At 45.7% G+C, this 24920-nt stretch carries 24 protein-coding genes; 4 read left to right on the top strand and 20 right to left on the bottom strand.

Going from position 1 to position 24920, the window contains the following annotated elements; genetic code table 11:
• The first annotated feature begins 87 nt into the window (after positions 1-87).
• The gene (namA, locus tag AM506_RS09465) at positions 88-1104 is read left to right on the top strand and encodes an NADPH dehydrogenase NamA (protein WP_060672258.1); all 1017 of its coding nucleotides are present in this window, start codon (positions 88-90) and stop codon (positions 1102-1104) included.
• Between the two features lie 40 nt (positions 1105-1144).
• Here namA and AM506_RS09460 read toward each other — a convergent pair whose 3' ends face one another.
• From AM506_RS09460 to rnz, 3 genes are read right to left on the bottom strand one after another with little or no spacing between them, the layout of a single operon-like run.
• Positions 1145-1900: a GNAT family N-acetyltransferase gene (locus AM506_RS09460; RefSeq protein WP_060672257.1), complete on the bottom strand. Its 756-nt coding sequence runs from the start codon at positions 1898-1900 to the stop codon at positions 1145-1147.
• Positions 1901-1934: 34 nt separating this feature from the next.
• Positions 1935-2474, bottom strand: a complete 540-nt coding sequence (locus AM506_RS09455; RefSeq protein WP_060672256.1) for a histidine phosphatase family protein — start codon at positions 2472-2474, stop codon at positions 1935-1937.
• Positions 2475-2485: 11 nt separating this feature from the next.
• Entirely contained in the window at positions 2486-3412 is a 927-nt protein-coding gene (rnz, locus tag AM506_RS09450; protein WP_060672255.1) for a ribonuclease Z, read from the bottom strand.
• 286 nt (positions 3413-3698) lie between these two features.
• Between rnz and zwf the strand changes: the two genes are divergently transcribed.
• Positions 3699-5201: a glucose-6-phosphate dehydrogenase gene (gene zwf / locus AM506_RS09445; RefSeq protein ID WP_440480349.1), complete on the top strand. Its 1503-nt coding sequence runs from the start codon at positions 3699-3701 to the stop codon at positions 5199-5201.
• 16 nt (positions 5202-5217) lie between these two features.
• Complete coding sequence (locus tag AM506_RS09440) at positions 5218-5838, top strand: cyclase family protein (RefSeq protein WP_060672253.1); 621 nt, start codon at positions 5218-5220, stop codon at positions 5836-5838.
• Between the two features lie 94 nt (positions 5839-5932).
• On the opposite strand, the gene AM506_RS09435 is transcribed toward AM506_RS09440, so the two are convergent.
• From AM506_RS09435 to mce, 8 genes are all read right to left on the bottom strand, one after another.
• On the bottom strand, positions 5933-7036 hold the full coding sequence (locus AM506_RS09435; protein WP_060672252.1) for an NADH:flavin oxidoreductase: 1104 nt from the start codon (positions 7034-7036) through the stop codon (positions 5933-5935).
• A gap of 85 nt (positions 7037-7121) precedes the next feature.
• On the bottom strand, positions 7122-7610 hold the full coding sequence (locus tag AM506_RS09430) for an HIT family protein (protein WP_060672251.1): 489 nt from the start codon (positions 7608-7610) through the stop codon (positions 7122-7124).
• Between the two features lie 142 nt (positions 7611-7752).
• The gene (gndA, locus tag AM506_RS09425; RefSeq protein ID WP_060672250.1) at positions 7753-9159 is read right to left on the bottom strand and encodes an NADP-dependent phosphogluconate dehydrogenase; all 1407 of its coding nucleotides are present in this window, start codon (positions 9157-9159) and stop codon (positions 7753-7755) included.
• Between the two features lie 164 nt (positions 9160-9323).
• The gene (locus AM506_RS09420) at positions 9324-10577 is read right to left on the bottom strand and encodes a DNA polymerase IV (RefSeq protein ID WP_060672249.1); all 1254 of its coding nucleotides are present in this window, start codon (positions 10575-10577) and stop codon (positions 9324-9326) included.
• Between the two features lie 21 nt (positions 10578-10598).
• Positions 10599-11069: a chemotaxis protein CheW gene (locus AM506_RS09415; protein WP_060672248.1), complete on the bottom strand. Its 471-nt coding sequence runs from the start codon at positions 11067-11069 to the stop codon at positions 10599-10601.
• A 291-nt stretch (positions 11070-11360) separates the two neighbouring features.
• Positions 11361-12485 (bottom strand): tripeptidase T, encoded by a 1125-nt coding sequence (locus tag AM506_RS09410; protein WP_060672247.1) that lies wholly within the window; start codon positions 12483-12485, stop codon positions 11361-11363.
• A 75-nt stretch (positions 12486-12560) separates the two neighbouring features.
• Positions 12561-14108, bottom strand: a complete 1548-nt coding sequence (locus tag AM506_RS09405) for an acyl-CoA carboxylase subunit beta (protein ID WP_060672246.1) — start codon at positions 14106-14108, stop codon at positions 12561-12563.
• A gap of 5 nt (positions 14109-14113) precedes the next feature.
• Positions 14114-14527: a methylmalonyl-CoA epimerase gene (gene mce, locus AM506_RS09400; RefSeq protein WP_060672245.1), complete on the bottom strand. Its 414-nt coding sequence runs from the start codon at positions 14525-14527 to the stop codon at positions 14114-14116.
• 188 nt (positions 14528-14715) lie between these two features.
• On the opposite strand from mce, the gene prli42 reads away from it, so the two are divergent.
• Positions 14716-14811, top strand: a complete 96-nt coding sequence (gene prli42 / locus AM506_RS22490; RefSeq protein WP_152968565.1) for a stressosome-associated protein Prli42 — start codon at positions 14716-14718, stop codon at positions 14809-14811.
• A gap of 56 nt (positions 14812-14867) precedes the next feature.
• Here prli42 and AM506_RS09395 read toward each other — a convergent pair whose 3' ends face one another.
• The 9 genes from AM506_RS09395 to AM506_RS09355 all read right to left on the bottom strand — a co-directional run bounded on the left by AM506_RS09395 (position 14868) and on the right by AM506_RS09355 (position 24805).
• Positions 14868-15371, bottom strand: coding sequence for a L,D-transpeptidase (locus AM506_RS09395; RefSeq protein ID WP_060672244.1), 504 nt, complete (start codon positions 15369-15371; stop codon positions 14868-14870).
• Between the two features lie 20 nt (positions 15372-15391).
• Positions 15392-16369 carry an aromatic acid exporter family protein gene (locus tag AM506_RS09390; protein WP_060672243.1) on the bottom strand — a complete coding sequence of 326 codons (978 nt, stop codon included), beginning with the start codon at positions 16367-16369 and terminating at the stop codon, positions 15392-15394.
• 105 nt (positions 16370-16474) lie between these two features.
• Positions 16475-17191, bottom strand: coding sequence for an amino acid ABC transporter ATP-binding protein (locus AM506_RS09385; RefSeq protein WP_060672242.1), 717 nt, complete (start codon positions 17189-17191; stop codon positions 16475-16477).
• On the bottom strand, positions 17184-17843 hold the full coding sequence (locus tag AM506_RS09380; protein WP_060672241.1) for an amino acid ABC transporter permease: 660 nt from the start codon (positions 17841-17843) through the stop codon (positions 17184-17186). The genes AM506_RS09385 and AM506_RS09380 overlap by 8 nt, the downstream gene beginning before the upstream one ends.
• A 74-nt stretch (positions 17844-17917) precedes the next feature.
• Complete coding sequence (locus tag AM506_RS09375) at positions 17918-18694, bottom strand: transporter substrate-binding domain-containing protein (RefSeq protein ID WP_060672240.1); 777 nt, start codon at positions 18692-18694, stop codon at positions 17918-17920.
• 582 nt (positions 18695-19276) lie between these two features.
• Positions 19277-19714 (bottom strand): BrxA/BrxB family bacilliredoxin, encoded by a 438-nt coding sequence (locus AM506_RS09370; RefSeq protein WP_034758093.1) that lies wholly within the window; start codon positions 19712-19714, stop codon positions 19277-19279.
• Positions 19715-19813: 99 nt separating this feature from the next.
• Positions 19814-20869, bottom strand: a complete 1056-nt coding sequence (gene meaB / locus AM506_RS09365) for a methylmalonyl Co-A mutase-associated GTPase MeaB (protein WP_060672239.1) — start codon at positions 20867-20869, stop codon at positions 19814-19816.
• Complete coding sequence (gene scpA / locus AM506_RS09360; RefSeq protein WP_060672238.1) at positions 20869-23025, bottom strand: methylmalonyl-CoA mutase; 2157 nt, start codon at positions 23023-23025, stop codon at positions 20869-20871. Before scpA ends, meaB begins: the two co-directional genes overlap by 1 nt.
• Positions 23012-24805 carry a methylmalonyl-CoA mutase family protein gene (locus AM506_RS09355; RefSeq protein WP_060672237.1) on the bottom strand — a complete coding sequence of 598 codons (1794 nt, stop codon included), beginning with the start codon at positions 24803-24805 and terminating at the stop codon, positions 23012-23014. Before AM506_RS09355 ends, scpA begins: the two co-directional genes overlap by 14 nt.
• Positions 24806-24920: the final 115 nt, after the last annotated feature.

Below are 24920 nucleotides of genomic sequence, written 5' to 3'. Positions count from 1 at the left end.
TTTTCCGGCAAAAGGCTTGTTGTTATACTCTTGATGTATAACTGTTTAGAAACCCGAAATAAATTCCTCATGGAAAGGTGATTGGAAATGAACGCAAAGCTATTCGAACCATACACGCTTAAAAATGTTGAACTGAAGAACCGAATCGTCATGGCACCCATGTGCATGTACTCTTCTCACAATGAAGATGGTAAAGTCGAAAACTGGCATCGCACCCACTATACGAGCCGTGCTGTCGGCGGAGTCGGACTCATCATTCAAGAAGCGACGGCGGTTACGCCCCAGGGAAGAATCTCACCACAGGATTTAGGGATTTGGGATGACGAACATATTGAAGGCTTAAAAGAGTTAGTGGATCTGATGAAAGAGCAGGGAGCTAAAACAGGAATCCAGCTGGCCCATGCCGGAAGAAAAGCGGTCCTTGAAGGAGACATCCTGGCTCCATCCGCCATTCCATTTAATAATGAAATGAAAACACCTGTTGAAATGACAGCGGATGATATAAAAGAAACCATCACCGCATTCATCAAGGGGGCTGAAAGAGCGAAGAAAGCAGGCTTTGATGTGATCGAGGTTCACGGAGCCCACGGATATCTCATCAATGAGTTCCTCTCCCCACTGTCCAATAAACGAACCGATGAATATAGTGGATCGGCAGAAAACCGCTACCGGTTCCTCCGTGAAATCATTGAAGGGATTCAACAAGTATGGGACGGACCACTCCTTGTGAGGGTTTCTGCCAAAGATTACAACGAAGAAGGCCTCGACGTTGAAGACTATGTTGTATTTGCAAAATGGATGAAAGAACAAGGTGTCGATTTGATCGATGTCAGCTCCGGCGCCCTTGTACCTGCACGCATCCCGGTATTCCCCGGCTATCAGGTGAAGCTTGCCGAGACGATCAAGAACGGGGCAGACATTGACACAGGAGCCGTTGGACTGATTACAACAGGCATCCAGGCGGAAGAAATCCTCCAAAACGAACGGGCCGACCTGATCCTGCTTGCACGTGAACTTCTGCGGGATCCATACTGGCCGAGAACGGCAGCGAAAGAGTTGGGTGTCGAAATCGAAGCACCTAAGCAGTATGAACGCGGCTGGTAAATGAGAAGAGCGCGGAACCCCCCAGGTTCTGCGCTCTCTTTTATTTATACACTTTCTGCACTTCGTACCTGAAACCTAAACAAGCATAATTCTGTTTTTGATACATCAACCTTGGCGTATCTTCCCCATCCGCCACCAGAATGATTAACTTGTCAGGGAACCGTTCCATGACATACCGCTGCAGCCTGCTTCCGATCCCTTTCTTTTGAAACGATTCGTGAACCATCAATCCGTCTATTTCCGCTGAATCTTCCTCGATGATCACATCCACGGATCCGGATGGGGTCCCTTTATAGAAAGCCAGAAGCTGCATGATACGGGGATTTTCAAAATTCCGCTTATGCATATCCACCTTTTGGTCGGCAAAAACCGGACCATAGTCCAAATCCTGCTCGTACTGAAAAGAAAGATAATCCTGGAGTTCTTCCTTTCCCACTTCCTTGACTTCTATGTCAGCATTCACTTCAGGCGATGGGAATTGATCGGGATCAATCGAATAAAGCTCATTGAATCCGACGTCATATCCCTCTTGTTTAAAATAATCCATCAGTTCTTCCGAAGGTTTGTGATCTTGAGGAAAAAGAAACTTTACATGCTTCTGCCCTTTTGCGTGATGGAATTCCCGTAAAAAACGGGCAGCTTGTATAAATTCTTCAAGAGTCGGCTCCTTCTTAAATGCAAGAAAGTTACTATCATACCTCGTCAGCATTTCCGGATAATGAATATGTCGATAAAGAGCGTTTTCGGCAATAATATGACCCGGATTATAAATATGTTCAAATGTAAATGAATTCATCTCGATTCCCCTTTTTCTGTTTAGACGATCTTTCCTACTCCCAAATGCGCTGTACAGAAGCGCGGTCTCCTTCCAGCCTGACGATGTAGACGTCCGGATTGGATAAAGCGAACAGCTCATTGTATCCATAGTCTTCGTCAAATAATCTGAGAAAGAGCGTCGTTAAATTACCATGACTCACACAGACAACGTGATCCTCAACATTTCCCATTACTTCATCCACGAAGGACCTTGCCCGCTCCATCGCCATTTGATTGGACTCCCCACCAGGCAATGAGAGAGAAAAATCCTCAAAACTCATCTTCAACTTTTCCATCCAATCAGGAAGATCCTCATCGCTCAGCACCCTTTCTCCCAGTCTGTCGTCCTCTTGGATTCGGAGGCCTGAACGGTCAGCAAAAGGACGGATGGTGTCCAGTGCCCTTATGAAGGGACTTGAATAAATCGCTTGAATGGAGCGGTTTTCTAAAAAGGACGCTAATTGACGTGCCTGACGTTCGCCCTCCTCCGTTAACGGTGCATGAAAAGGCTGACCATCCGCTTTCGCATGTCGTACGATATAGATCTCCTTCATCCCACTCCCCCCTATTTCTTTAAAGGGATGTCGTATTCCATGAAATCCCTTGCAATATAGCTTTCCGCGAAGACCTCCCTTGCTTCCTTCTCCAGTTCTTCCCATGATTCCTTTGCATAACGGGAAGAAATATGCGTCAGAAAGAGACGACGAGCCCCGGCTAGGAGAGCCGTCTCTCCTGCTTGTTTTGTCGTGGAATGGTAATACTCCCGGGCCATCTCTTCTTGATCCCGGTTGAAGGTCGCTTCATGAACGAGGACATCTGCGGACTTAGAAAGTTCCACCGCATTGGAACAAACCCTTGTATCTCCAAGGATGGTGACGACCCGTCCAGGAATCGAAGGTCCGAGAAAATCCTTTCCATCAATTTCCCTCCCGTCTTCCAGCCGAACCATTTCACCTAATTTTAATTTCTTATAGAGGGGGCCCGGTTGAACGCCCCTATCACGTAATTGATCCACTTGCAGAACACCAGGCTTATCTTTTTCAATCACACGATAACCGAAAGTAGGAAGAGCATGGTCGAGTCCCTTTGCTTCTACACTGAACCCTTCATCTTGAAAGATGACCCCTTCCTCGATTTCCACCACTTCAAGGGGATATTGAAGATGGGTCCTGCTGACTGAGAGTGAAACCTCGATAAATTCTTTGATCCCCTTAGGACCATATACCGTCAGTTTTGTTTCCCCTCCCTGGAAGGAACGGCTACCCAATAATCCCGGCAGCCCGTATATGTGATCACCATGCAGGTGGGTAATGAAAATCTTTTCGATCCTTCTTGGTTTCAAGCTTGTATGTAAAATTTGATGCTGGGTCGCTTCCCCACAATCAAAAAGCCAAACCGCACCACGTTCTTCTAGTAATTTCAAAGCGACACTGGTCACATTGCGGAGCTTGGCCGGCACCCCTGCACCCGTACCTAAAAATAACAATTCCACTTCAATCACTCCTCAATTGAGCTATACTGCCTCTATTTTAGCATATTCACCGTCTTTTTACCCTTTCCCGGAAATGCAGTCATAAGAATGAAAATTAAAGCCAACATAAAGACGAAGAACTTAACCCAAAACATAAAACGTTTTCATGATTCCCGGCGGTAAAAGTCCTCAGCATATAATTTGCTAAATGAAACAGAAGTCTTTAAAATTAAGTAATTGTATAGGATATTAAATAAGAAGAAACGCATAAATAAGGGTTACATCAAGATAAAGTGAGGTCATGACATTGAATAATTCAACAACACCAACATCTCTGATTACGATTTTTGGAGCGACAGGTGATCTAGCGAAAAGAAAACTATATCCGTCTCTTTATCATTTGTTCCGTAAAGGAAAAATCTCAAAGCGTTTTGCCGTTGTAGGTGTGGCACGACGCGAATGGTCAAATGAAGAATTCCAGGAGCACGTAAAGACATCGGTACATAAAGCGTTAGGCAGCGATGAAAATATCGATGAATTTGTGTCACATTTCTATTATCAGCCGAATGATGTGTCTAACAGTGATTCCTACAAAGCATTGAAGAACTTATCCGATGAGCTGGATGAAACATATGAATTAGAAGGCAATCGCATTTTCTACTTAGCGATGGCCCCTGAATTCTTCGGGACGATTACGGAGCAGTTAAAAAATCAAGGCTTGACCGACACAAAAGGCTTCCAGCGACTTGTGATCGAGAAACCATTCGGGCACGACCTGCCTTCAGCCGAAAAATTGAACAGTCAGATCCGCGAATCATTTTCAGAAGATCAGATTTATCGTATCGATCACTACCTTGGTAAAGAAATGGTACAAAACATTGAAGTCATCCGTTTCTCCAATGCGATGTTTGAACCATTATGGAATAACCGATATATCTCGAATATCCAGGTCACTTCATCCGAAGAGCTCGGTGTGGAAGACCGCGGCCGCTATTATGAAAAAAGCGGGGCCCTTCGCGATATGGTCCAGAACCATCTGCTTCAAATGGTTGCATTACTTGCCATGGAGCCTCCGATCAAATTGACGACGGATGAAATCCGCAGTGAAAAAGTACGTGTGCTGCGATCTCTTCGTCCATTCCAACAGGAAGAAGTCAAAGATTACTTCGTCAGGGGACAATATGGTCCCGGAAAAACAGGAAATGAAGAACTTCCTGGTTACCGCGAAGCTGAAAACGTCGATGATCAGTCTAATACTGAAACCTATGTTGCAGGTAAATTGATGATTGATAACTTCCGTTGGGCAGGTGTCCCGTTCTATATCCGTACAGGAAAAAGAATGGAAACAAAGTCAACGAAAATCGTCATCCAGTTCAAAGACATTCCAATGAACCTGTATTACAACCCGGACAAGCCTTTGGCTCCTAACCTGCTGGTCATTCACATCCAGCCGGAAGAAGGGATCACCCTTCACCTGAATGTGAAAAAATCCGGACAGAATATCGAAACGACTCCAGTTAAACTGAACTTTGCCAACAACAGCGTGGATGGAATGAACACACCTGAGGCATACGAAAAGCTTCTATTCGATTGTCTTCGTGGAGATGCCACGAACTTCACGCATTGGGATGAAGTGAAATTATCATGGGCATTCGTCGACAAAATCTCTGAAGTATGGGAACATACACGTGACGGAGAATTCCCTAACTATGAAGCAGGTTCGATGGGACCGAAAGCCGCTGACAATCTGCTTGCAAAAGACGGCTTCTCCTGGTGGCCGATTGCCAACCTCGATGTAGACCAATGCTAAGAAAGGTGTGGAACCAATGAAAATTTATGACGTAACAGCCCCGATCTTTAACGGGATGCCCGTGTACAAGAACAAACCTGAAAAACAACCGAGTATTGAAACAAATACGAACGGCCATGTGACGGAGTCAAGACTCTCAATGGATGTTCATACAGGAACTCATGTCGATGCTCCCCTTCACATGATCAACGACGGCGAGACGATTGAAACCATCGAGATTGAGAAGCTCGTTCGCCCTGTTAAAGTATTTGATGTAACGGAAGCCGAGGAAAAAATCAGCCTGAAGGATATTGAAGGATTGGAGATTGAAGAGAATGACTTCATCCTCTTCAAAACGAAGAATTCATGGGATACTGAATTCAACTTTGACTTCATCTATGTAGCAGAAGATGCTGCTGCATACCTTGCTGAGAAAAAGATTGCAGGCGTTGGGATTGATGCCCTCGGGATCGAGCGGGCCCAGGATGGTCACCCGACTCACCGCAGCCTGATGGGAAGCGGCGTCATCATCATGGAAGGCCTACAATTGAAAGACATCAAAGCCGGCCAATATTTCATGGTGGCAGCCCCACTGAAAATTCAAAACACCGATGCATCACCGGCACGCGTACTGTTGTTTGATGAAATGATCGGATAAAAGGTAGATATAGAACTCCCTGGCTAATTGCCGGGGAGTTTTTTTTATTGTATACAAAAAAACAGGTGCCTCATTAGAGACACCCGGTACTACCTTAATACAACTTTTTCAGGGCTTCCTTATCAAACGGAAGCAGATCATCCGCTCTGCCATCCTCCACTTTCCTTACCCATTCAGGGTCCTGAAGGAGTGAGCGTCCGATTGCGACCAGGTCGAATTCTCCATGGTCCAGTCTCTCGATCAGACCATCAAGGCTAGTCGTACCCGCACCTGAGAAGCTGGTGAATTCCCCATCCAGACCAACCGATCCCACGGATATAACCGGTTTACCGGTCAGCTTTTTCGTCCAGCCTGCAAGGTTCAAATCAGATCCTTCAAATTCCGGCTCCCAGAAACGGCGTGTCGAGCAATGGAAAATATCCACGCCTGCTTTCACAAGAGGCTCCAGGAAACGCTCGAGTTCATCCGGTGTCGTTGCAAGCTTTGCATTGAAATCATTCATTTTCCATTGTGAAAAACGGAAGATGATCGGGAAATCAGGGCCCACTTCCCGTCTGCAGGCTTCAATTACCTCAACGGCAAACCGGGTTCTGCCTACAAGGTCTCCTCCATAACGATCAGTACGACGGTTTGTATTCTCCCAGAAAAACTGATCGATCAAATATCCATGTGCCCCGTGCAGTTCTATGCCGTCGAAGCCTATGCGTTTCGCATCTGCAGCAGCCTTGGCATACGCTTCCACCATCTGGACGACTTCCTCTTCCGACATAGGCTCGTTGATTTCTTTACCTGAAAGGCTTAGTCCTGAGGGTCCAACAGGAAACGCTTCTTCATTTGGAAGCTCTCCTTTTTTACGGGTCATCCCCACATGCCAAAGCTGTGGAACAATCTTTCCTCCTGCTTGATGGACTTCCTTCACGACTTCTGCCCAGCCATTCAGTGATTCTTCACCATGGAACAGAGGGATGCTCGCTCCTGAAACAGAAGAGGGATGATTGATTCCCGTTCCTTCCGTGACGATCAATCCTACACCGTTTTCAGCTCTGCGGCGATAGTAAGCGGCAACATCTTCACCGGGAACCCCATTTGGAGAAAACCCCCGTGTCATTGGTGCCATCACTGTGCGGTTGGATAATTGTAACTTCTCACTATGGAAAGGTCTAAATAATGGTTCTGTCGAAGTTTTGGTTTCACTCATTGAAATGCCTCCTCTTTCTTTGATGCAAGTTCATTATTTCAAACCCTTGCAGAAAATCAAAGAAATCTGTTTCGAACCGGCCCATTCACCCCCTATGTAATTCTCTCGATAGTGCATGGATCGCTGCCATCACTTCTCTTACATTTTGTTCATCGTTCATCTCATTTCTCGCGTGAAGCAGTACTGGCCTGACAGACTCGACAGACCGACCGAATTCATACATCCATTCGTATCGCGGAACCATCCACGTATGGAAATGATGCGTGGTGTCTTCATTATAAAAGTAATAAACGTATTCAATTCCCAATACTTCTCTCTGAGCTTTTCGAATTCTGGTCAAGCAGTTGATATAATCCATTTTCTCCGCTTCAGTCAATTCATCAAAGCATGTGATATGCCTTTTGGAGGCCAGTATGATCAAACCCTTGATTGGATACGCCACATCCTGATGGGCATGAAAATACTCCGTTTCGAGCACCACCCCACCATCCGGTTCGATCATCCCGCTCGTCAATGCACAGCTCAGACAGTCCACTTCCACTCTTTTTCCGTTTGATAATGTGATTTGTTTCATGCGTCCTCCATTTTCAATTCCATGATTATTGTTTTGTTTGTATCATTCTACTGCAAAATCCACTGATCACTACCTTACGATCATTCACCATGATATTATTAAAAGCCCCTCTCTTCACCAGAAAGGGGCTTGCATCATTCTATTATTTCATCCACTCCGTATGGAAAATGCCTTCTTTGTCCACACGTTCGTAGGTATGTGCACCGAAGTAGTCCCGCTGAGCCTGGATCAAATTCGCAGGAAGCGTTTCTGTACGGTAGCTGTCATAATAAGACAGGGCTGCCGAGAAGCCGGGAACCGGTACACCATTCTGGACGGCTACACTGATGACTTCGCGGAGTGCGTATTGATAGCTTTCGACGATCTCTTTGAAGTAAGGATCGAGTAAAAGGTTAGTGAGATTGGATTCACGGTCATATGCTTCTTTAATCTTCTGCAGGAACTGCGCACGGATGATGCATCCTCCGCGGAAGATCATGGCGATATCTCCGTACTCCAGATCCCATTTGTACTCATCAGACGCAGAGCGCATTTGGGCGAAGCCTTGAGCATACGAACAGATCTTACTCATATAAAGGGCTTTACGGATCGATTCGACCAATGCTTTCTTATCGCCATCGAATGGTTTCGTATCAGGACCTTTCAGCATCTTACTCGCTTTCACACGTTCATCTTTAATCGCTGAAATGAAACGGGCGAAGACTGACTCGGTGATGATCGGTAAGGAAACACCGAGATCCAATGCACTTTGGCTCGTCCATTTCCCCGTCCCCTTTTGACCTGCTTTATCAAGGATGACATCCACCATCGGCTTGCCGGTTTCATCATCTTTCTTCGTGAAGATATCTGCTGTGATTTCGATGAGATAGCTGTCAAGCTCACCTTCATTCCAGTCGGAAAACACTTCATGAAGTTCTTCCGCACTTAAGCCAAGGACATTTTTCATCAGGAAGTAGGATTCCGCGATCAGCTGCATATCTCCATATTCAATGCCGTTGTGCACCATTTTCACGTAGTGACCTGCACCATCGGGACCGATATACGTTGTACAAGGATCTCCGTCGACCTTCGCTGCGATATCTTTCAGGATAGGGGCCACGAGATCATATGCTTCCTTCTGCCCTCCAGGCATGATGGATGGACCTGTCAGGGCACCTTCCTCCCCACCGGACACACCCGTCCCGATAAAATGGATGCCAAGTTCGCTTAGTTCCTGATTGCGTCGACGGGTATCCTCGAAGAATGTATTTCCCCCATCTATCAGGATGTCCCCCTTTTCAAGGAAAGGTTTTAATTGTTCGATGGTCGCATCAGTCGGATTTCCCGCCTTGACCATCAGAAGAATCTTCCGGGGCTTTTCCAATGAGTTGACGAATTCCTCGATTGTATATGTAGGATTGACATTCTTGCCCTTCGATTCGCTCATCATTTCATCCGTTTTCTCACTCGAACGATTGTAAACAGAAACAGAGTACCCCCTGCTTTCAATATTCCATGCCAAGTTTTTTCCCATAACGGCTAATCCGATAACACCAATTTCCTGAGCCATAACATCAACATCCTTTCATCTATAGAATCATGATTTTGTTACTTCTTCCGTTTCATTAAATCAATGACCGGATTCTATTTCAATCTAACAAGAAAGGGTCACTGGTGCAAATAATCCGATTGAGAAGTACGTTATCTGTTATAAGATGTCCCCTTTTACAGCTGTCATTCCCTTAAAAAGTCTTTGTTGAAGCTTGTATCCTGTTTAGGGTCATAAGACTTTTTCTTGTTCTTCGCTTTTACCCCTTGAGAAATGGAATCTTTCCCAAACTTGTCTTGAAGCTTGGATAATACGTTGTAGAGTGGTTCCTTTTCTGCGACTTTCTTATAAGAAAATAAGTCCAGCTGTTCCGTGGCCTCGCTTTTCTCCACAACATCCTGTGCCGTGACCCCAAGGAGCCGGACGGGATCCCCATCCCAGTGCTTCAAGAATAAGTCTTTCGCATGATGATATAAGTCTTCTTTTTTATAAATGGGGTTTGCAACCTTTTTGCTTCTTGTGATGGTCTTCCTGAATTTATCCCGGATCATCAGCTGGATCGTCGTCCCAAGGACATCTTTTTGTTGAAGTCGCGACGATACCTTCGCACAGAGCTTTTCTACAACAAGTAAAAGCTCATGCTGATTCGTTATATCCTTCGGTAAGGTAGTGGAATTCCCCACGCTCTTGTAATCATAAATCGATTCGGGGTCCACATTCCTTCTGTCGATTCCATTGGCTCGCTCTTTAAGACGGAGTCCGTTGATACCTAACAGTGACTTCAACTGGATATCATTGGCATGGGCAAGATCGCTGCACGTATGGATTCCGATTGAATTCAGCTTCTCGGCAGTCTTCTGACCAATCCCGTGCATTTCAATGACGGGAAGCGGCCACAGCTTGTTCGGGATATCACGCTTACGCAAAACCGTGATTCCCATAGGCTTCTTCATATCCGAGGCCGTTTTGGCGAGGAATTTATTGGGAGCTACACCGATGCTGCAAGGAAGGTCTAACTGACCCTTGATCTGGGCCTGAATGTCTGAGGCAATTTGTAATGGAGTCCCTTTCTCGAAGGAATCCGTTATATCCAGATACCCTTCATCAATCGAAACGGGTTCCACTAATTCTGAATATTGTCTGAGGATATCGAATATTCCCGTTGAGGCGGCACGGTAACGGTCGAAGTTGGGTGTCATGATGACCAGTTCCGGACATAATTTTTTCGCCTCCCAAAGAGGCATCGTCGTTTTCACTCCAAAGCCCCTGGCTTCGTAGCTGCATGTCACGATGATGCCCCGTCTTTCCTGGGGGTTCCCGGCAATAGCCAGGGGTTTCCCCCGAAGAGTGGGATCATAGGCCATCTCTACAGAGGCATAAAAACTGTTCATATCAACATGAAGGATCACTCGTCCGTTTTTGGGATAGTGTGAGTTCATTTCAATCGCGGCTTTCTTTGTCTAGTTTTGATGTGTTTTTTGCTCGTTCACATAATCCTTTATTTCTTTTATACCTTCTAAGCTCTCTACTAAAACATCGGGATCGATCTGGGTTAAAAGGGAATCTTCAAGATTGATGACTCCTGAAAAATAGGTTGTTTTCGAATAAGCTAGCAAACCGACGTTTGTAATCGATTCATCTGGAACTTCAAGGATTTCCTTTGCTTCCATCACGACCAAACCGACCTGCATCGTTTTCGTCTGGACGACCAGGAGAAACATTCCTTTTTCAGCAATTGCAGGGGTGTTATAAAGGATGTTCCCTAAATCAAGGACCGGAATCAGCTCTCCCCTGACCTTTACAAGTCCCAGGACAAATGGGGGTAAGTGAGGGATCGACCTGATCTCCTCCACCTTTTCAATCGATACTACGTTCTCAATCGGCAGAGCATATTCTTCTTTTCCAGCATGAAATACCACTACTTTCGGCAATGTATAACGTCCCCTCTCGCATTTCTGATATGTATACTACTAATGTACCATATTTCAGAAAGGTTGGGTGCTGATATGAAAGAAGAAAATGTCCACGCACAAAGGGGTTAACCTTTATACGTGGACATCTTATGCTTGTCGGGCCTGAACGAGCCGGCTCCGCTTTTCTTTGTCCAGCTGCAGGGGCTTGGGGCTCGAGGTCATAAGCCAAGTAACCCCAAAAGGCAAAGGGCGCCTTTCCGGGTTACTCGTCTTATGCTTGTCGCCCCAGAGCAAGCCACTTCCGTTTTTCTATTCCCCAGCGACTTCTTGAATGATTGCGACGACCATTTCAGAGAGTTTGTTTAGTTCTTCTACTGGCATTCTTTCGCTTTTGGTGTGGATTTCTTCGTAGCCTACTGCAAGGTTGACGGTCGGTACTCCTAATCCGGCGATGACGTTGGCGTCGCTTCCGCCCCCGCTTGTCAGCAGCTCGCTTGGGCGACCGATTTTCTTCGCCGCGCGTTTTGCCACTTCCACTACTTCGTCACCGTCTTTGAACTTAAAGCCCGGGTACATGACTTGAACTTCGACTTCCGCTTTCCCGCCCATTTCTTCAGCAACGGAAGTGAAGGCAGCTTTCATTTTTTCTACCTGTGCTTCCATTTTTTCAGGAACCAGTGAACGGGCTTCAGCAAGGATATCGGCTTGTTCGCATACAATATTCGTTGCTTTTCCGCCTTCAAAACGGCCGATGTTCGCCGTTGTTTCTTTATCGATGCGTCCAAGTGGCATTTTAGAAATGGCTTTCGCTGCAATCGTGATGGCAGAAACGCCTTTTTCAGGTGCTACGCCTGCGTGTGCCGTTTTTCCGAAGATCGTCGCCTTCACTTTAGCCTGTGTCGGTGCTGCTACGATGATGTTTCCGACTTTGCCGTCACTATCGAGGGCGAAACCGTATTTCGCTTTAACTAGTGAGGAATCAAGGGCTTTTGCTCCAACGAGACCGGATTCTTCCCCAACTGTGATGATGAACTGGATATCGCCATGTGAAATATTGTTTTCCTTAAGGACACGCACGGATTCAAGCATAGTGGCAAGACCCGCTTTATCATCTGCTCCGAGTATGGTTGTTCCATCGGAATAGATGTAGCCATCTTCTTTAAGAGTAGGCTTTACCCCTTTGGCAGGGACCACTGTATCCATATGGGAAGTGAAATAAATGGTATCTACGCCCTCTTTATTTCCTTTCAATGTACAGATCAGGTTACCTGCACCATGGCCCGTTTCACCCATCGTGTCGTCTTCGAATACCTCTACTCCAAGATCGGAGAATTTCTTAGTCAATACTTTCGCGATTTCCGCTTCTTCTTTCGTTTCAGAATCGATCTGCACCAATTCCAGGAACTCATTTAATAAACGCTCTTCATTAATCATTAGTAGACCTCCACAAATATGTATTCACTCCTATAGTATAGCGTGAATAACTCCGTTCAACAAATGGTACACCTTTTACAATGGGATATTGCCGTGCTTCTTCTTCGGTCGTTCTTCCCGTTTGTTTCTCATCATTTCCAACCCTTGAATCAATTTGATCCGGGTTTCACGGGGATCGATGACATCATCCACCATTCCACGTGACGCGGCGACATATGGATTCGCGAATTTCTCACGGTACTCTTCGATTTTTTGTTCGCGAAGCTCTTCAGGATGATCACTGTTTGCAATTTCCCTGGCAAAAATGATATTGGCTGCTCCTTGAGGCCCCATGACGGCGATTTCCGCATTCGGCCAGGCAAAGACCAGATCCGCACCGATCGATTTACTATTCAGTGCCACATACGCCCCGCCATACGCTTTCCTTAGGATCACGGTCATTTTAGGGACTGTCGCTTCTGAATATGCGTATAAAATCTTGGCACCATGACGGATGATCCCTCCATGTTCCTGCTTGATTCCGGGGAAGAATCCCGTAACATCCTCAAACGTAATGAGAGGAATATTGAAGGAATCACAGAACCTGATGAAACGGGATGCTTTGTCGGAAGAGTCGATATCAAGACCTCCCGCCATGAACTTCGGCTGGTTGCATACAAGTCCGACAACTTCGCCTTTAATGCGCGCCAACCCCACAACGATGTTTTTGGCGAATTCCTTCTGAACCTCCATGAAGCTTCCTTCATCGACGATCTCACTGATGACGGTACGGACGTCATAGGGACGAATCGCATCAAATGGGATCAGGTCCGTTAAGTTGGCACGGTAATCATCTTCTTCATCCACTTCTAAACGCAGAGGCTTCTCTTCATTATTTTGAGGGAGGTAAGCTAATAGTCTTCGAACCTCTTGTAACACCTCTTCTTCGGTTTCCCCCCTGAAATGGGCATTTCCGCTAATGGAGTTATGAACCTTTGCCCCACCGAGATCCTCCGAGCTGATTTTTTCCCCTGTTACGGTTTCAATGACTTTAGGTCCGGTGATGAACATTTGGCTCGTCTCATCCACCATAAAGACAAAATCTGTGATGGCGGGGGAGTAAACCGCTCCACCGGCACAAGGGCCCATGATGACGGATATTTGCGGAATTACACCTGAATAGACGGCGTTTCGATAGAAGATATGTCCATAGCCATCTAAAGAAACGACACCTTCTTGAATCCTGGCCCCGCCAGAATCATTCAATCCGATGAACGGAGCACCATTCTTGACGGCAAGATCCATTACATGGGAAATCTTCTTCGCGTGCATTTCTCCAAGTGCACCGCCGAACACAGTGAAATCCTGTGAGAATAAGTATATTGGTTTCCCGTTTACTTTGCCGTACCCTGTCACGACCCCGTCACCGGGGCCCTGTACCCCTTCAAGTCCAAAGTCCGAGCATCTGTGCTCGATGAATGGGTTCAGCTCCACAAAGCTCCCCGGATCAACCAGGATATCGATCCGTTCCCTCGCTGTCAGCTTTCCTTTGTCGTGCTGCTTGTCTATTTTTTCATCTCCGCCGCCAAGCTCCACTTCTCTTCTGCGGTCGTATAATTCATTGATTTTTTCATAAATATCCATTATGATTACTCCCCTTTGATGTTGGATTTATCACAAAGCTCGTATAAAACGCCGTGGGCCGATTTCGGATGCATGAAAGCGACAGATGCCCCGCCGGCACCAGGCTTTGGCGTTTCGTTGATCATCCTAACCCCTTTGGTCTGGAGCTCTTTGATGCGCTCCTCGATTCCTTCTACACCGAAGGCTATATGGTGAATCCCTTCACCCTTTTTTTCTATGAATGTTGCAATCGGGCTTTCTTTATGTAGTGGCTCAAGTAACTCGAGCTTAAGATTTCCGCCATCCATGAATGCCACCTTGACACCTTGACTCTCTACCTCTTCCATCTTCAGTAATGAAAGACCGAGAGTATCTTCATAAAATGCGAGAACATTGTCTATTGATGAAACTGCTATTCCGATATGATCTACCTTTTTCATCCCTATCATCCCCCTGTTGTTTGCATGCTCCACCCATATAGTATTCCATACTTGTTGTCGAATTTCCTCCTATAGAGACGAATAATTAAAGCGTTTTCTTTTATTCCGATGGTTGTCTTCTCTCATTATTCACGTTAAAATAGAGTTGAAAATTATCTCACGCTCATGTGGGAGAATGGAGCGATACGATGAGTAATAAAAAAATGCAAAAGATCATTGTATTTGTGATGCTGTTTGCGATGATTGCAACAACGATCATGGCAGGGCTGTCATTCTTATTATAAAAATAGTAATGAAAAAGGAGCTGCTTTTCGAATCCATCGATCAGCAGCTCCTCTTTTTATTTTAGTGCCCCATATTCTTTCCCCAACTGATTGAAGCTTTTCTTCGATTTCACAATGAGTACCTTGGTGCCGAGGGGTGCTTTGTCAAACAGATATTCAACATTCCTACTGTGCATCCGGATGCATCCATTGGAAATATATTTCCCTATGCTCGAAGGCTGGTTCGTCCCATGGATTCCATAGATCCTGCCATCTGTCCCTTCTGCATCGAAACCGATCCACCTGGTTCCGAGAGGATTTCTCGGGTCCCCCCCTGGGATGTTCTTTTTACGGTAGTAGGGGTTCTTGGCTTTCACCGTAACATTAAACAACCCTTCCGGAGTGAGCGCAGTCGTTTTACCTGTTGCGACGGGAAAGGTAGCCTGTACCTTCCCATTGTCAACATACGCCAATTGATTCGTTTCCTTGTTGACGATGATAAACGGATCTCCCGGGATCGGGTTTCTCCCGAGTGGCCATAGTGGTGAAGCAAACAATATGATGGCAAGAAGTAAACGCATCCTATCACCTTTTTCATGTTTTAGGTGTAGTTTGCTTCACTTTCCTCCTTTTTTATTCCTTTGAACGAGCTTTTCAGGAGGAGGTACTGTTCCATTTCCTGAACAAATTGATAAAGGGCGGCACGTGTTTCAAACTCTTCCCTCGTTTTCGGCAGCTCCATCTGCTCGAATTCCACTTTCATATCGTACAGTTTTTTCAAGTAAAAGAGCGCTGTATTCCCTGGATGGATATGATCGCTCAGTTCTTCCAGGAAATCTGCGATGCGATGGCCCTGCTCGACGGTTAACGATATATTTGTCGCAATCGGCAGGATGCGCTGAAGGATTTCAAACTGTTTCTCCCTCATTTTGAAATATAAATAGTATAAGTTCTCATCCCTTAAAAAATGGTTTTCCACATCTTTAAAGGCAATCGTCTTCGCCTCTTTGAGTAATTGCTCCGTTTCCGTGATTTCCTTGCCGTCCCAATTGCTGTCACTTGTCTTTAAATAGTTGATCATTTCACAAAAAATCTTATAAAAGTTCGCTTCAATTTTCTCCTGATATTGAATCATCTTTTTATCGACGCTCGGCATATACAGATTCATCAAGAGGGCAATCCCGATCCCGATGACGATGATCCCGAGCTCATTTTCAAAAAGGCCAAGGGTGACATGTCCCGCTGAGTATACATGAAGGATGATGACAGAACTGGTGACGATCCCTTCTTTGATATTCAAGCTAACGGTGATTGGAATGAACACAAGAAGAAGTAATCCGATGACCGCCGGGTGATAGGCAAGGAACTCGAAAAAGGCGGCAGAAAAAACCATGGCAATCACACACGCCAAAAAACGGCTCCATGATGCGTTCACCGATTTCTTCTTCGTATTCTGAATGCACAGGATCGTCAATATCCCGGCTGATACGAAATTATCCAGGTGGAACCACTGGGCGATGCTGATGGCAGCCGCGGTGCCGATTCCTGTCTTAAGTGTCCGATATCCGATTCGAAACATTCAACTTTCTCCTAACTACTTCATTTTTTAGCTACTCTAGAATACCACAAACAGGATTGAACATAAAAAGAAGGGGTAACGATTTCTGCCGTTAACCCCTCCTAATTATAATATTTTCTCAAGGAATCCTTTTCCTCTGTCACTTTGGGGGTTGGAGAAAAAGGCTTGCGGTTCTCCTTCTTCAATGATTTTCCCATCATCCATGAAAAGGATCCTGTCCGCCACCTCTCTAGCGAAGCCCATTTCATGGGTCACGATGATCATCGTCATCCCTGTGTGAGCAAGTGACTTCATCACATCCAGGACCTCTTTCACCATCTCGGGATCAAGGGCCGACGTCGGTTCATCGAATAACATGACTTTCGGTTCCATGGCAAGTGCCCTCGCAATCGCCACACGCTGCTTCTGCCCTCCTGATAAACGATTCGGGTATTCATCGCTCTTTTCTTTCAGACCGACTTTCGTCAGGAGGTCCGTCCCTAATTTCGCAGCTTCCTCTTTGGTCAGCCCCTTCACTTTCATTGGGGCGTAAATGACATTTTCCAAGGCGGTCATATGAGGAAAGAGGTGAAAATGTTGAAACACCATGCCGACGTCCTGCCTTACCTTGTTGATCGCTTTCCCCTTCACAAGGGATCCTTCGAAGTAAATCGATCCCGATGTAGGTTCTTCCAGGTGATTCAAACACCGCAATAAAGTGGATTTCCCTGAACCCGATGGCCCGATCAATGCGACGACTTCCCCTTTCTCAACAAAGAAATCGATTCCCTTTAATACCTGAAGCTTTCCAAACGACTTGGTTATCTGTTCACCTTTAATCATTTCCACGCAGTCTCCCTTCCAACACTTTTCCGAGTAAAGTCAGAATCATAACAAGCACATAATAAATCAGTCCTGCGAATAAAAGCGGTTCAAAGAATGAATACAAGTCACTTCCAACCATGTATGAACGTCTCATCACATCTGCAGCCCCGATAACCGTGACGATGGCGGATTCCTTGGTGAGCGTGATGAATTCGTTCATCAACGCAGGGAGGATATTTTTGATCGCCTGAGGCAGGATCACGTCTTTCATCATCAATCGGTAAGGCACCCCAAGAGCCATCGTAGCTTCCGTTTGCCCTTTATCCACTGCATTGATCCCTGCACGGATGATTTCGGAAATATAGGCAGCCGAATTAAGGGAAAAAGCGAGGATCGCTGCGTAATACGGTTCAATCTGTGTCCCGAAAAGCTGAGGAGATCCGTAAAAGATAATCATCAGCTGAAGGACCAGCGGAGTTCCCCTGAATATCGATGTATAAAGATCCGCAAGCAGGGTTAAAGGTTTGATGGAACTAATTTTACAAAGGGCAAGAAGAATACCGAATACGAACCCGAGCACCCCTGCTAACGCGACAATTTTAAGTGTGACCTTCAATCCTTCCAAAATAAAGGGGATCGAAGGAATCAGTTGTTCAAAATCTAATGGCATAATGATCCCCTCCAAAGTTGTAATGTCATGTAATAGGAAGGGCTAACCGGATTAGAGGTTAGCCCTTCATCGATCTACTGTTCTCCGTCAAACCATTTTTCAGCGAGTTTATCCAATTCTCCACTGTCTTTAAGCTTCTTCAATGCGTCATTGAATTTACCAGTCAGCTCGCTGTCCTTTGGAAGGGCAACCGCAGAACCTGCCTCTTCTTCATTTACATTCATCGTATTTCCTTGAAGCTCGTCACTCTTGTCCAAATAACCGTTTGCCACTGTATTTTCGATGATGATGGCGTCGAAGCGTCCATTTTGGAGATCCTGGATCAGTTCAGGAATACGATCACGAGTGTCCACTTTCAGCTTGATGGATTTTGAAAGTTCTTCTGCAGCATCCTGTTGAATCGAGCCTAATTGAACTCCTACCGTTTTCCCATCCAGATCTTTCTCACTTTGAATGCCGCTTTCCTTTGTCGAGATGATCATATCTTTAGCCGTGTAGTAGACATCACTGAAGTCAACATTCTTTTGTCGTTCCGGCGTTGGCGTCATGGCTGAAAGGACAAAATCCACCTGCCCCGTTTTCAAGGCGGAAATCAATCCGCTGAATTCCATATCCTTGATTTCGATTTCGTATCCCATTTCATCTGCGAGCATATTGGCAAGATCAATATCATACCCAATGATTTTGTCGCTGTTGGCCGTGTCGACATATTCAAACGGTTTATAGTCTGCCGACGTCCCCATGATCAATTTCTTTGATTCCCCGGAAGCAGGCTTGTCTTCTCCTGCGCCGCATGCTGCCAGTGTAGTAGAAAGGATTAATACTAATACGAGAGATAATAGCTTTTTCATTGTGATTCCTCCTGAGTTAGAATGTATAAATATAATATATAATGTATATTAATTACTATATTCGTATTGTAGCAGAGTTCAATATTTATGCAATACTCTTTATAAATATCGATAAATGATTATATATTCTGAAAATTATAGGCCGATTCCTACTGTTTTCCAATGCATTAACCTTAGTAGTTGATATGTTTTATTCATTTTATATGCACGAATAGCGTTGTTGCTTGAATCCAAGGCTATTGGAAACTGCTTAAAAATGGTTTAGTTCATCCTTAGATTGGTTTCTCGGGTAATATTAATAGATAGGGAGTATTTCAATGCGGGCTTTGGAAGTCAGTACGAAGCTTTCAGGTATGAGTAGGTTTGAATACCATATCGATCCCCCGTCATTGCGTCATTCCTGGAGGTGATTGCGTCGTTTTGAGATTAATTGCGTCTTTATTCTATTTATTGCGTCATTCTCATTATGAATTGCGTCTTTTTACAAAATAAGGAATCGCTCCTGACATAATAAAAAATTCCTTCAAAAATAAAAAAAACGTCAAGCCTCTCACTTCATCAGTGAGAAACTTGACAATATTTTTATACCTCTTCACAATACTCATCAAAATACGATTGAAGTTTGTTCACGACAGACATTGGATCATGTCCTTCTATCTCGTGTCTTTCAACCATCGTCAGGAGCTTTCCGTCTTTCAAAAGGGCGAATGACGGTGAGGATGGCGGATAACCTGTGAAATAGCTGCGTGCTTTCGCAGTCGCTTCTTTATCCTGTCCGGCGAAAACCGTGACCAATTGATCCGGACGCTTATCGAAGTGAATGGAATGAGCGGCTGCGGGACGGGCGATTCCTCCTGCGCACCCACAAACAGAATTGACCATGACCAGTGTTGTACCTTCTTTAGAAAAAGCCTGGTCTACTTCTTCTTCTGTTGTCAATTGCGTATACCCTGCCGTCTCGATTTCTTGACGGGCCTGGCGGACAACGTCGTTCATAAATAAATTGAAATCTATATCCATGCTTGAACTCTCCTTTAATCGCTGACTTAATCATATCTCACAAAAAACAAGAGGATCTGATATACCCCTATCATAACAATTTCAAACCCTATCTTTCAATCAAAATGAACGATTCCCATCGAGTATAGCTTGTTTATATAGTGTCAACAATTCTTCCACCGCCTGGGAAGTGGTAAAATCCCCGGTTCTCACCCTGTCTTCCAGGCGGGGAAGGGATGACTTGATGTGCGGATGGAAGAAGAAGTCTGACAGTATTCTTTCTTTCAACATCGTATGGAACCATTCCTGTTTCTGGAGAAGCCTTCTTTCCTGGAATACACCCTGTTCTTTTGTCTGATCTTCGAATTGTTGGACCACATCCCATAGTTCCTTCAATCCCTCATTTTTCATTGCCGAACAGGTATAAGCCTTTGAACTCCAGCCTTTTGTGGCAGGAATCAGGAAGTGAAGGATTTGATTGAGCTCCCTCCTCGTCTTTTCCGCGAGAGGCTTATTCTCTCCATCTGCTTTGTTGACGAGCAACACGTCGGCAAGCTCCATGATTCCTTTTTTCATTCCCTGAAGCTCGTCTCCCGCTCCCGTAATGACGAGCAGCAGGAAGAAATCAACCATCTGTCTGACCATGACTTCACTCTGACCGACCCCAACGGTCTCTATGATGATGAGGTCATACCCTGCGGCCTCGCATAAGAGGAGGGTTTCATTGGTTTTCCGGTGGACTCCTCCAAGCGTCCCTGCCGTTGGGGAGGGCCTGACAAAGGCACGGGGATTCTTCGATAACTGCTCCATCCTCGTTTTATCGCCTAAAATGCTGCCACCTGAAATAGAGGAGCTTGGATCGATGGCGAGAACGGCAACACGATGACCATCGTTACACAACATCTCCCCGAATTGTTCGATAAACGTGCTTTTCCCGGCTCCAGGCACACCAGTGATCCCGATCCGGAAGCTTTTACCGGTATGGGGGAGGAGTTCTTGCAGTAGCTCCTGTCCCAACGCATAATGCTCTTCCGCGTTGCTCTCTATCAACGTGATGGCTTTCGCTAAGTGACTGCGGTCACCGTTCAGGACCCCACTCTTTAAGTCACTGATCGAAACGGGATCCTTTTTCTTTTTCACAAACCTCTTCTTTCGTCCCGACTGATGCTCTGTCATTATTCAGCCACTTCCTCATAGCCGAGCACTTCATATATTTCTTTGATCACTTTTTGTGCGGCTACAGGAATGATCGTTCCAGGGCCAAAGACGGCAGATGCCCCATTGGTTAAAAGAAAATCATAGTCTTTCGCTGGAATCACTCCGCCGATGACGACAAGGATGTCTTCCCTTCCAAGTTTCTTCAGTTCCGCCACTAATTGAGGCAGAAGCGTTTTATGACCGGCGGCCAATGAGCTTACCCCGATGACGTGTACATCGTTTTCAACGGCCTGAAGAGCTGTTTCTTCGGGTGTTTGAAACAATGGTCCGATATCAACGTCAAATCCAAGATCGGCAAATGCAGTGCTGATTACTTTCGCGCCCCTGTCATGGCCGTCCTGTCCCATCTTGGCAATGAGGATACGGGGTCTTCTTCCTTCGTTCTCCAGAAATTCTTCCGTCATCTCTTTCACGATGTTGATTTCCTGTTCATTCGAGAAATTCGAACTATACACCCCGCTTATACTCCGGATCGTCGCTTTATGCCTTCCGGAAACTTTTTCTATTGCATCGGAGATTTCTCCTAAGGTGGCACGTGCCCTTGCCGCATCTACGGCTTTTTCAAGGAGGTTCCCTTCGCCTGTTTCTGCAGTTCGCGTCAAAGCTTCCAGGGTTTCAGTGACTTTCTCTTCATTTCGTTCTTCTTTCAACTTCTGGATCCGTTCGATCTGCTTCTGTCTGACCACTGTATTATCGATGTCGAGTGTTTCAATCGGATCTTCTTTATCCAGACGGTATTTATTCACTCCGATGATGGACTCGTCCCCTGAATCGATCATTGCTTGTCTTCTGGCAGCAGCTTCCTCGATGCGCATCTTCGGCAAGCCCGTTTCGATTGCTTTCGTCATGCCTCCGAGTTCTTCGATTTCTTCAATATGCTCCCATGCCTTTTCCATCAGTTGATGAGTCAGTGTTTCGACATAGTGGGAACCGGCCCATGGGTCGATCACTTTCGTTATGCCTGTTTCTTCTTGTAGATACAGCTGGGTATTGCGCGCGATACGCGCCGAAAAGTCTGTCGGCAGGGCGATCGCTTCGTCAAGGGCATTCGTATGGAGCGACTGCGTATGACCCATCGCAGCTGCATGGGCTTCGAGTAACGTACGGATGACATTATTATAAGGATCCTGTTCCGTCAAGCTCCATCCGGATGTTTGGGAATGGGTCCTGAGCGCCATCGATTTAGGATTCCGGGGGGTGAATGTCTTCATCATCTTCGCCCAAATCCTCCTGGCCGCCCTCATCTTGGCCACTTCCATGAAATAGTTCATGCCGATGGCCCAAAAGAATGAAAGTCTCGGTGCAAAGGAATCGATGTCGATCCCTGCCTGAAGTCCGGTCCTGACATACTCGAGACCATCCGCCAGCGTATAAGCAAGCTCAATATCAGCAGGTGCCCCGGCTTCTTGCATATGATACCCGGAAATGCTGATGCTGTTGAATTTCGGCATATGTTTGGATGTATACTCGAAAATATCCGCGATGATGTTCATGGACGTTTCAGGTGGATAGATGTACGTATTCCTGACCATGTATTCCTTTAAGATATCGTTCTGGATCGTACCGGAAAGCTTCTCCTTCGACACACCCTGCTCTTCTGCCGTCACGATATAAAAAGCAAGGATGGGCAGAACAGCCCCATTCATCGTCATGGAAACGGACATTTGATCAAGGGGGATCCCGTCGAACAATATCTTCATGTCCAGGATGGAATCGATGGCGACGCCCGCTTTACCTACATCCCCTACAACCCTTGGATGATCCGAGTCATATCCGCGGTGAGTCGCCAAATCAAATGCCACCGACAACCCTTTCTGCCCCATACTTAAATTTCTTCTATAAAAAGCATTGCTTTCTTCAGCGGTTGAAAATCCCGCATACTGCCTGACCGTCCATGGACGATTCACATACATCGTCGGATACGGCCCCCTAGTGTACGGAGCGAGGCCGGGTAAATCTTCTCCATGCGAAATATTTTCCGAGTCTCTTTCTGTATATAAAGCTTTTATATCGATTTTTTCATTCGTTTCGTAGGGAGTGCCGGTAAGGGGAAGGTCCCCCGCTGCCCCCACATTCGAATACGGGTTAATTTGTTGCCAATCAGGCTTCCTCATTTTCTTTCCCCTCCTCCCAAATCGTTAATAGTGCATCAAGTTTTTCAAGTATGTTTTGTTTGTTGTAGATGGAACCGTTCAATCCCTTAAGGATCCATTCACTTCTATTTTCCTCAGGAATTCTGCCCGCCAGGTCAACCACAATGGAAGAATCAACGAGATGGACGGCTTCAGTGATCATTGAAAGTTTATCAAGATATTCTTCGTCCTTTCCGCACACCACATAGTACGGATACCGGGTTTCTTCCACGAATTGCAGGATATCTTCCTTGGAGAAGCAATCCGTACTTTGATGCGTCTGAATGCCTCCCGTCGCTAAAAATCCTTTTACAAAGTCGGCACGGGGCTTATACGTTTTCAGTTCGCCTAACCCGATCAGGCCTGCAGTGGGAATATCTCCGAGCTTCTGTGCCCGCTCTCTTACTCTTTCAAAAGGAAGAGAGAGCCGTTCTCCCGCTGCTGGAGAAATCGGAAGGGTCTCTTCCAGATTTGCATAGATGTTCGTCCCGATCATGGAGTTCTTCCGGGTGGCCAGGTCCTTGATGCGGGCGTCCCTTACTACTCTTATCTTCTCTTCTATCGATCCATTAGCAAGGAGGGCAAGGATCCCACCCTCTTTATCAACCTGCTGGAATTCCTTCCATGCACGCTTTCCTACTTCATCTGAAAGCCATTCTACATAATAAGAACCGCCACCAGGGTCCAGGACCTTATTCAAATGGGCTTCTTCCCCCAGGACAAGTTGAGTGTTTCTGGCAATCCTTTCAGCGAGGGGAGTCACTTCGCCGCTCACCTCATTGAACGGGGCTACGACAAGATAATCGACCCCTGCGAGGATCGCAGAGAATGCTTCCCCACCCCCGCGTAAAATGTTGACATAGGAATCCAAGGTCGATTTGTTGAATCGGGAGGTCTCTGCACTGATGCTGATGGATTTTACGATACTTTGTTCATTCAAGCCGTAAGAAGTTAAGACTCCCTGCCACAGTTTCTTAAATGCCCTGATTTTCGCGATTTCCATAAAGAAATGACTTCCTATTGAAAAATGGAAGTGTAAGGTTTGGGCAGCCTTCTCGATTTCCCACCCTCTATCCTGAACAGCCTCCAAATAAGCGACACCTTCACTCAGTGCATAAGCAAGCTCCTGTGTAGCACTTGCGCCTTTATTATGATAGGGAGCTGAATTCACAATCAGGGCTTTAACCCCTGACAGATCCATAGTCGATCCTTCGACAACATTCAGCCACCGTTCCAATCTGCTTTCATAGGTCCATCCTTCCTCTGAGATGGGGTCGTATCCAATAACGCCTGTCATCTCCATCCTCTCCGGAATGTCCCTCACACCATGGATGGCTATTGATGTAGCCTGATCTATCGAAAAAACAGGAGCATCAAATTCTCCCATATCGTTCATGAATGGCACGAGGTCCTGAGCCTTGTCCAGGTCCCCAATGGAAAACGACAGACAGTTTTGCCCCCGGGACAACGCATCCCTCACGGCTGCTGAGAGTTCTCCCCAGGATTCCCTTTTGATTGGCTGGGCAATGTACCATTTATGAGTTCGTTCCAATTTGTCATCAATATTCGGGATATAATCTTTCACCCTATCAATTTGAGGTGCGTCTTCCGCTAAAAATAATGGTTTAAGATCAATATTTTCATATGTGCTTGTATGTAAGGAACTTATTCCCTTCCCCTTTAACGCTTTTTCAGCAGCTTCCTGCCATTCTGACAGTGTATGACGACTGAATGATTGACTTTTCATATCACTAAGCTTCATAATACCCCTCTTCCGCAAACCATTTTTGTAATCGTTTACATAACTTTTTATAAAGATTCTTCTAAATAAGCAAGCGTCCCCTTTGAAAATTCAAAATGTTTATACTAATACTATT

The sequence above is a fragment of the Rossellomorea vietnamensis genome (assembly GCF_001305855.1).
Lineage (GTDB): Bacteria > Bacillota > Bacilli > Bacillales > Bacillaceae_B > Rossellomorea > Rossellomorea vietnamensis_A.
This window is presented reverse-complemented; position numbering and strand designations above follow the sequence as displayed.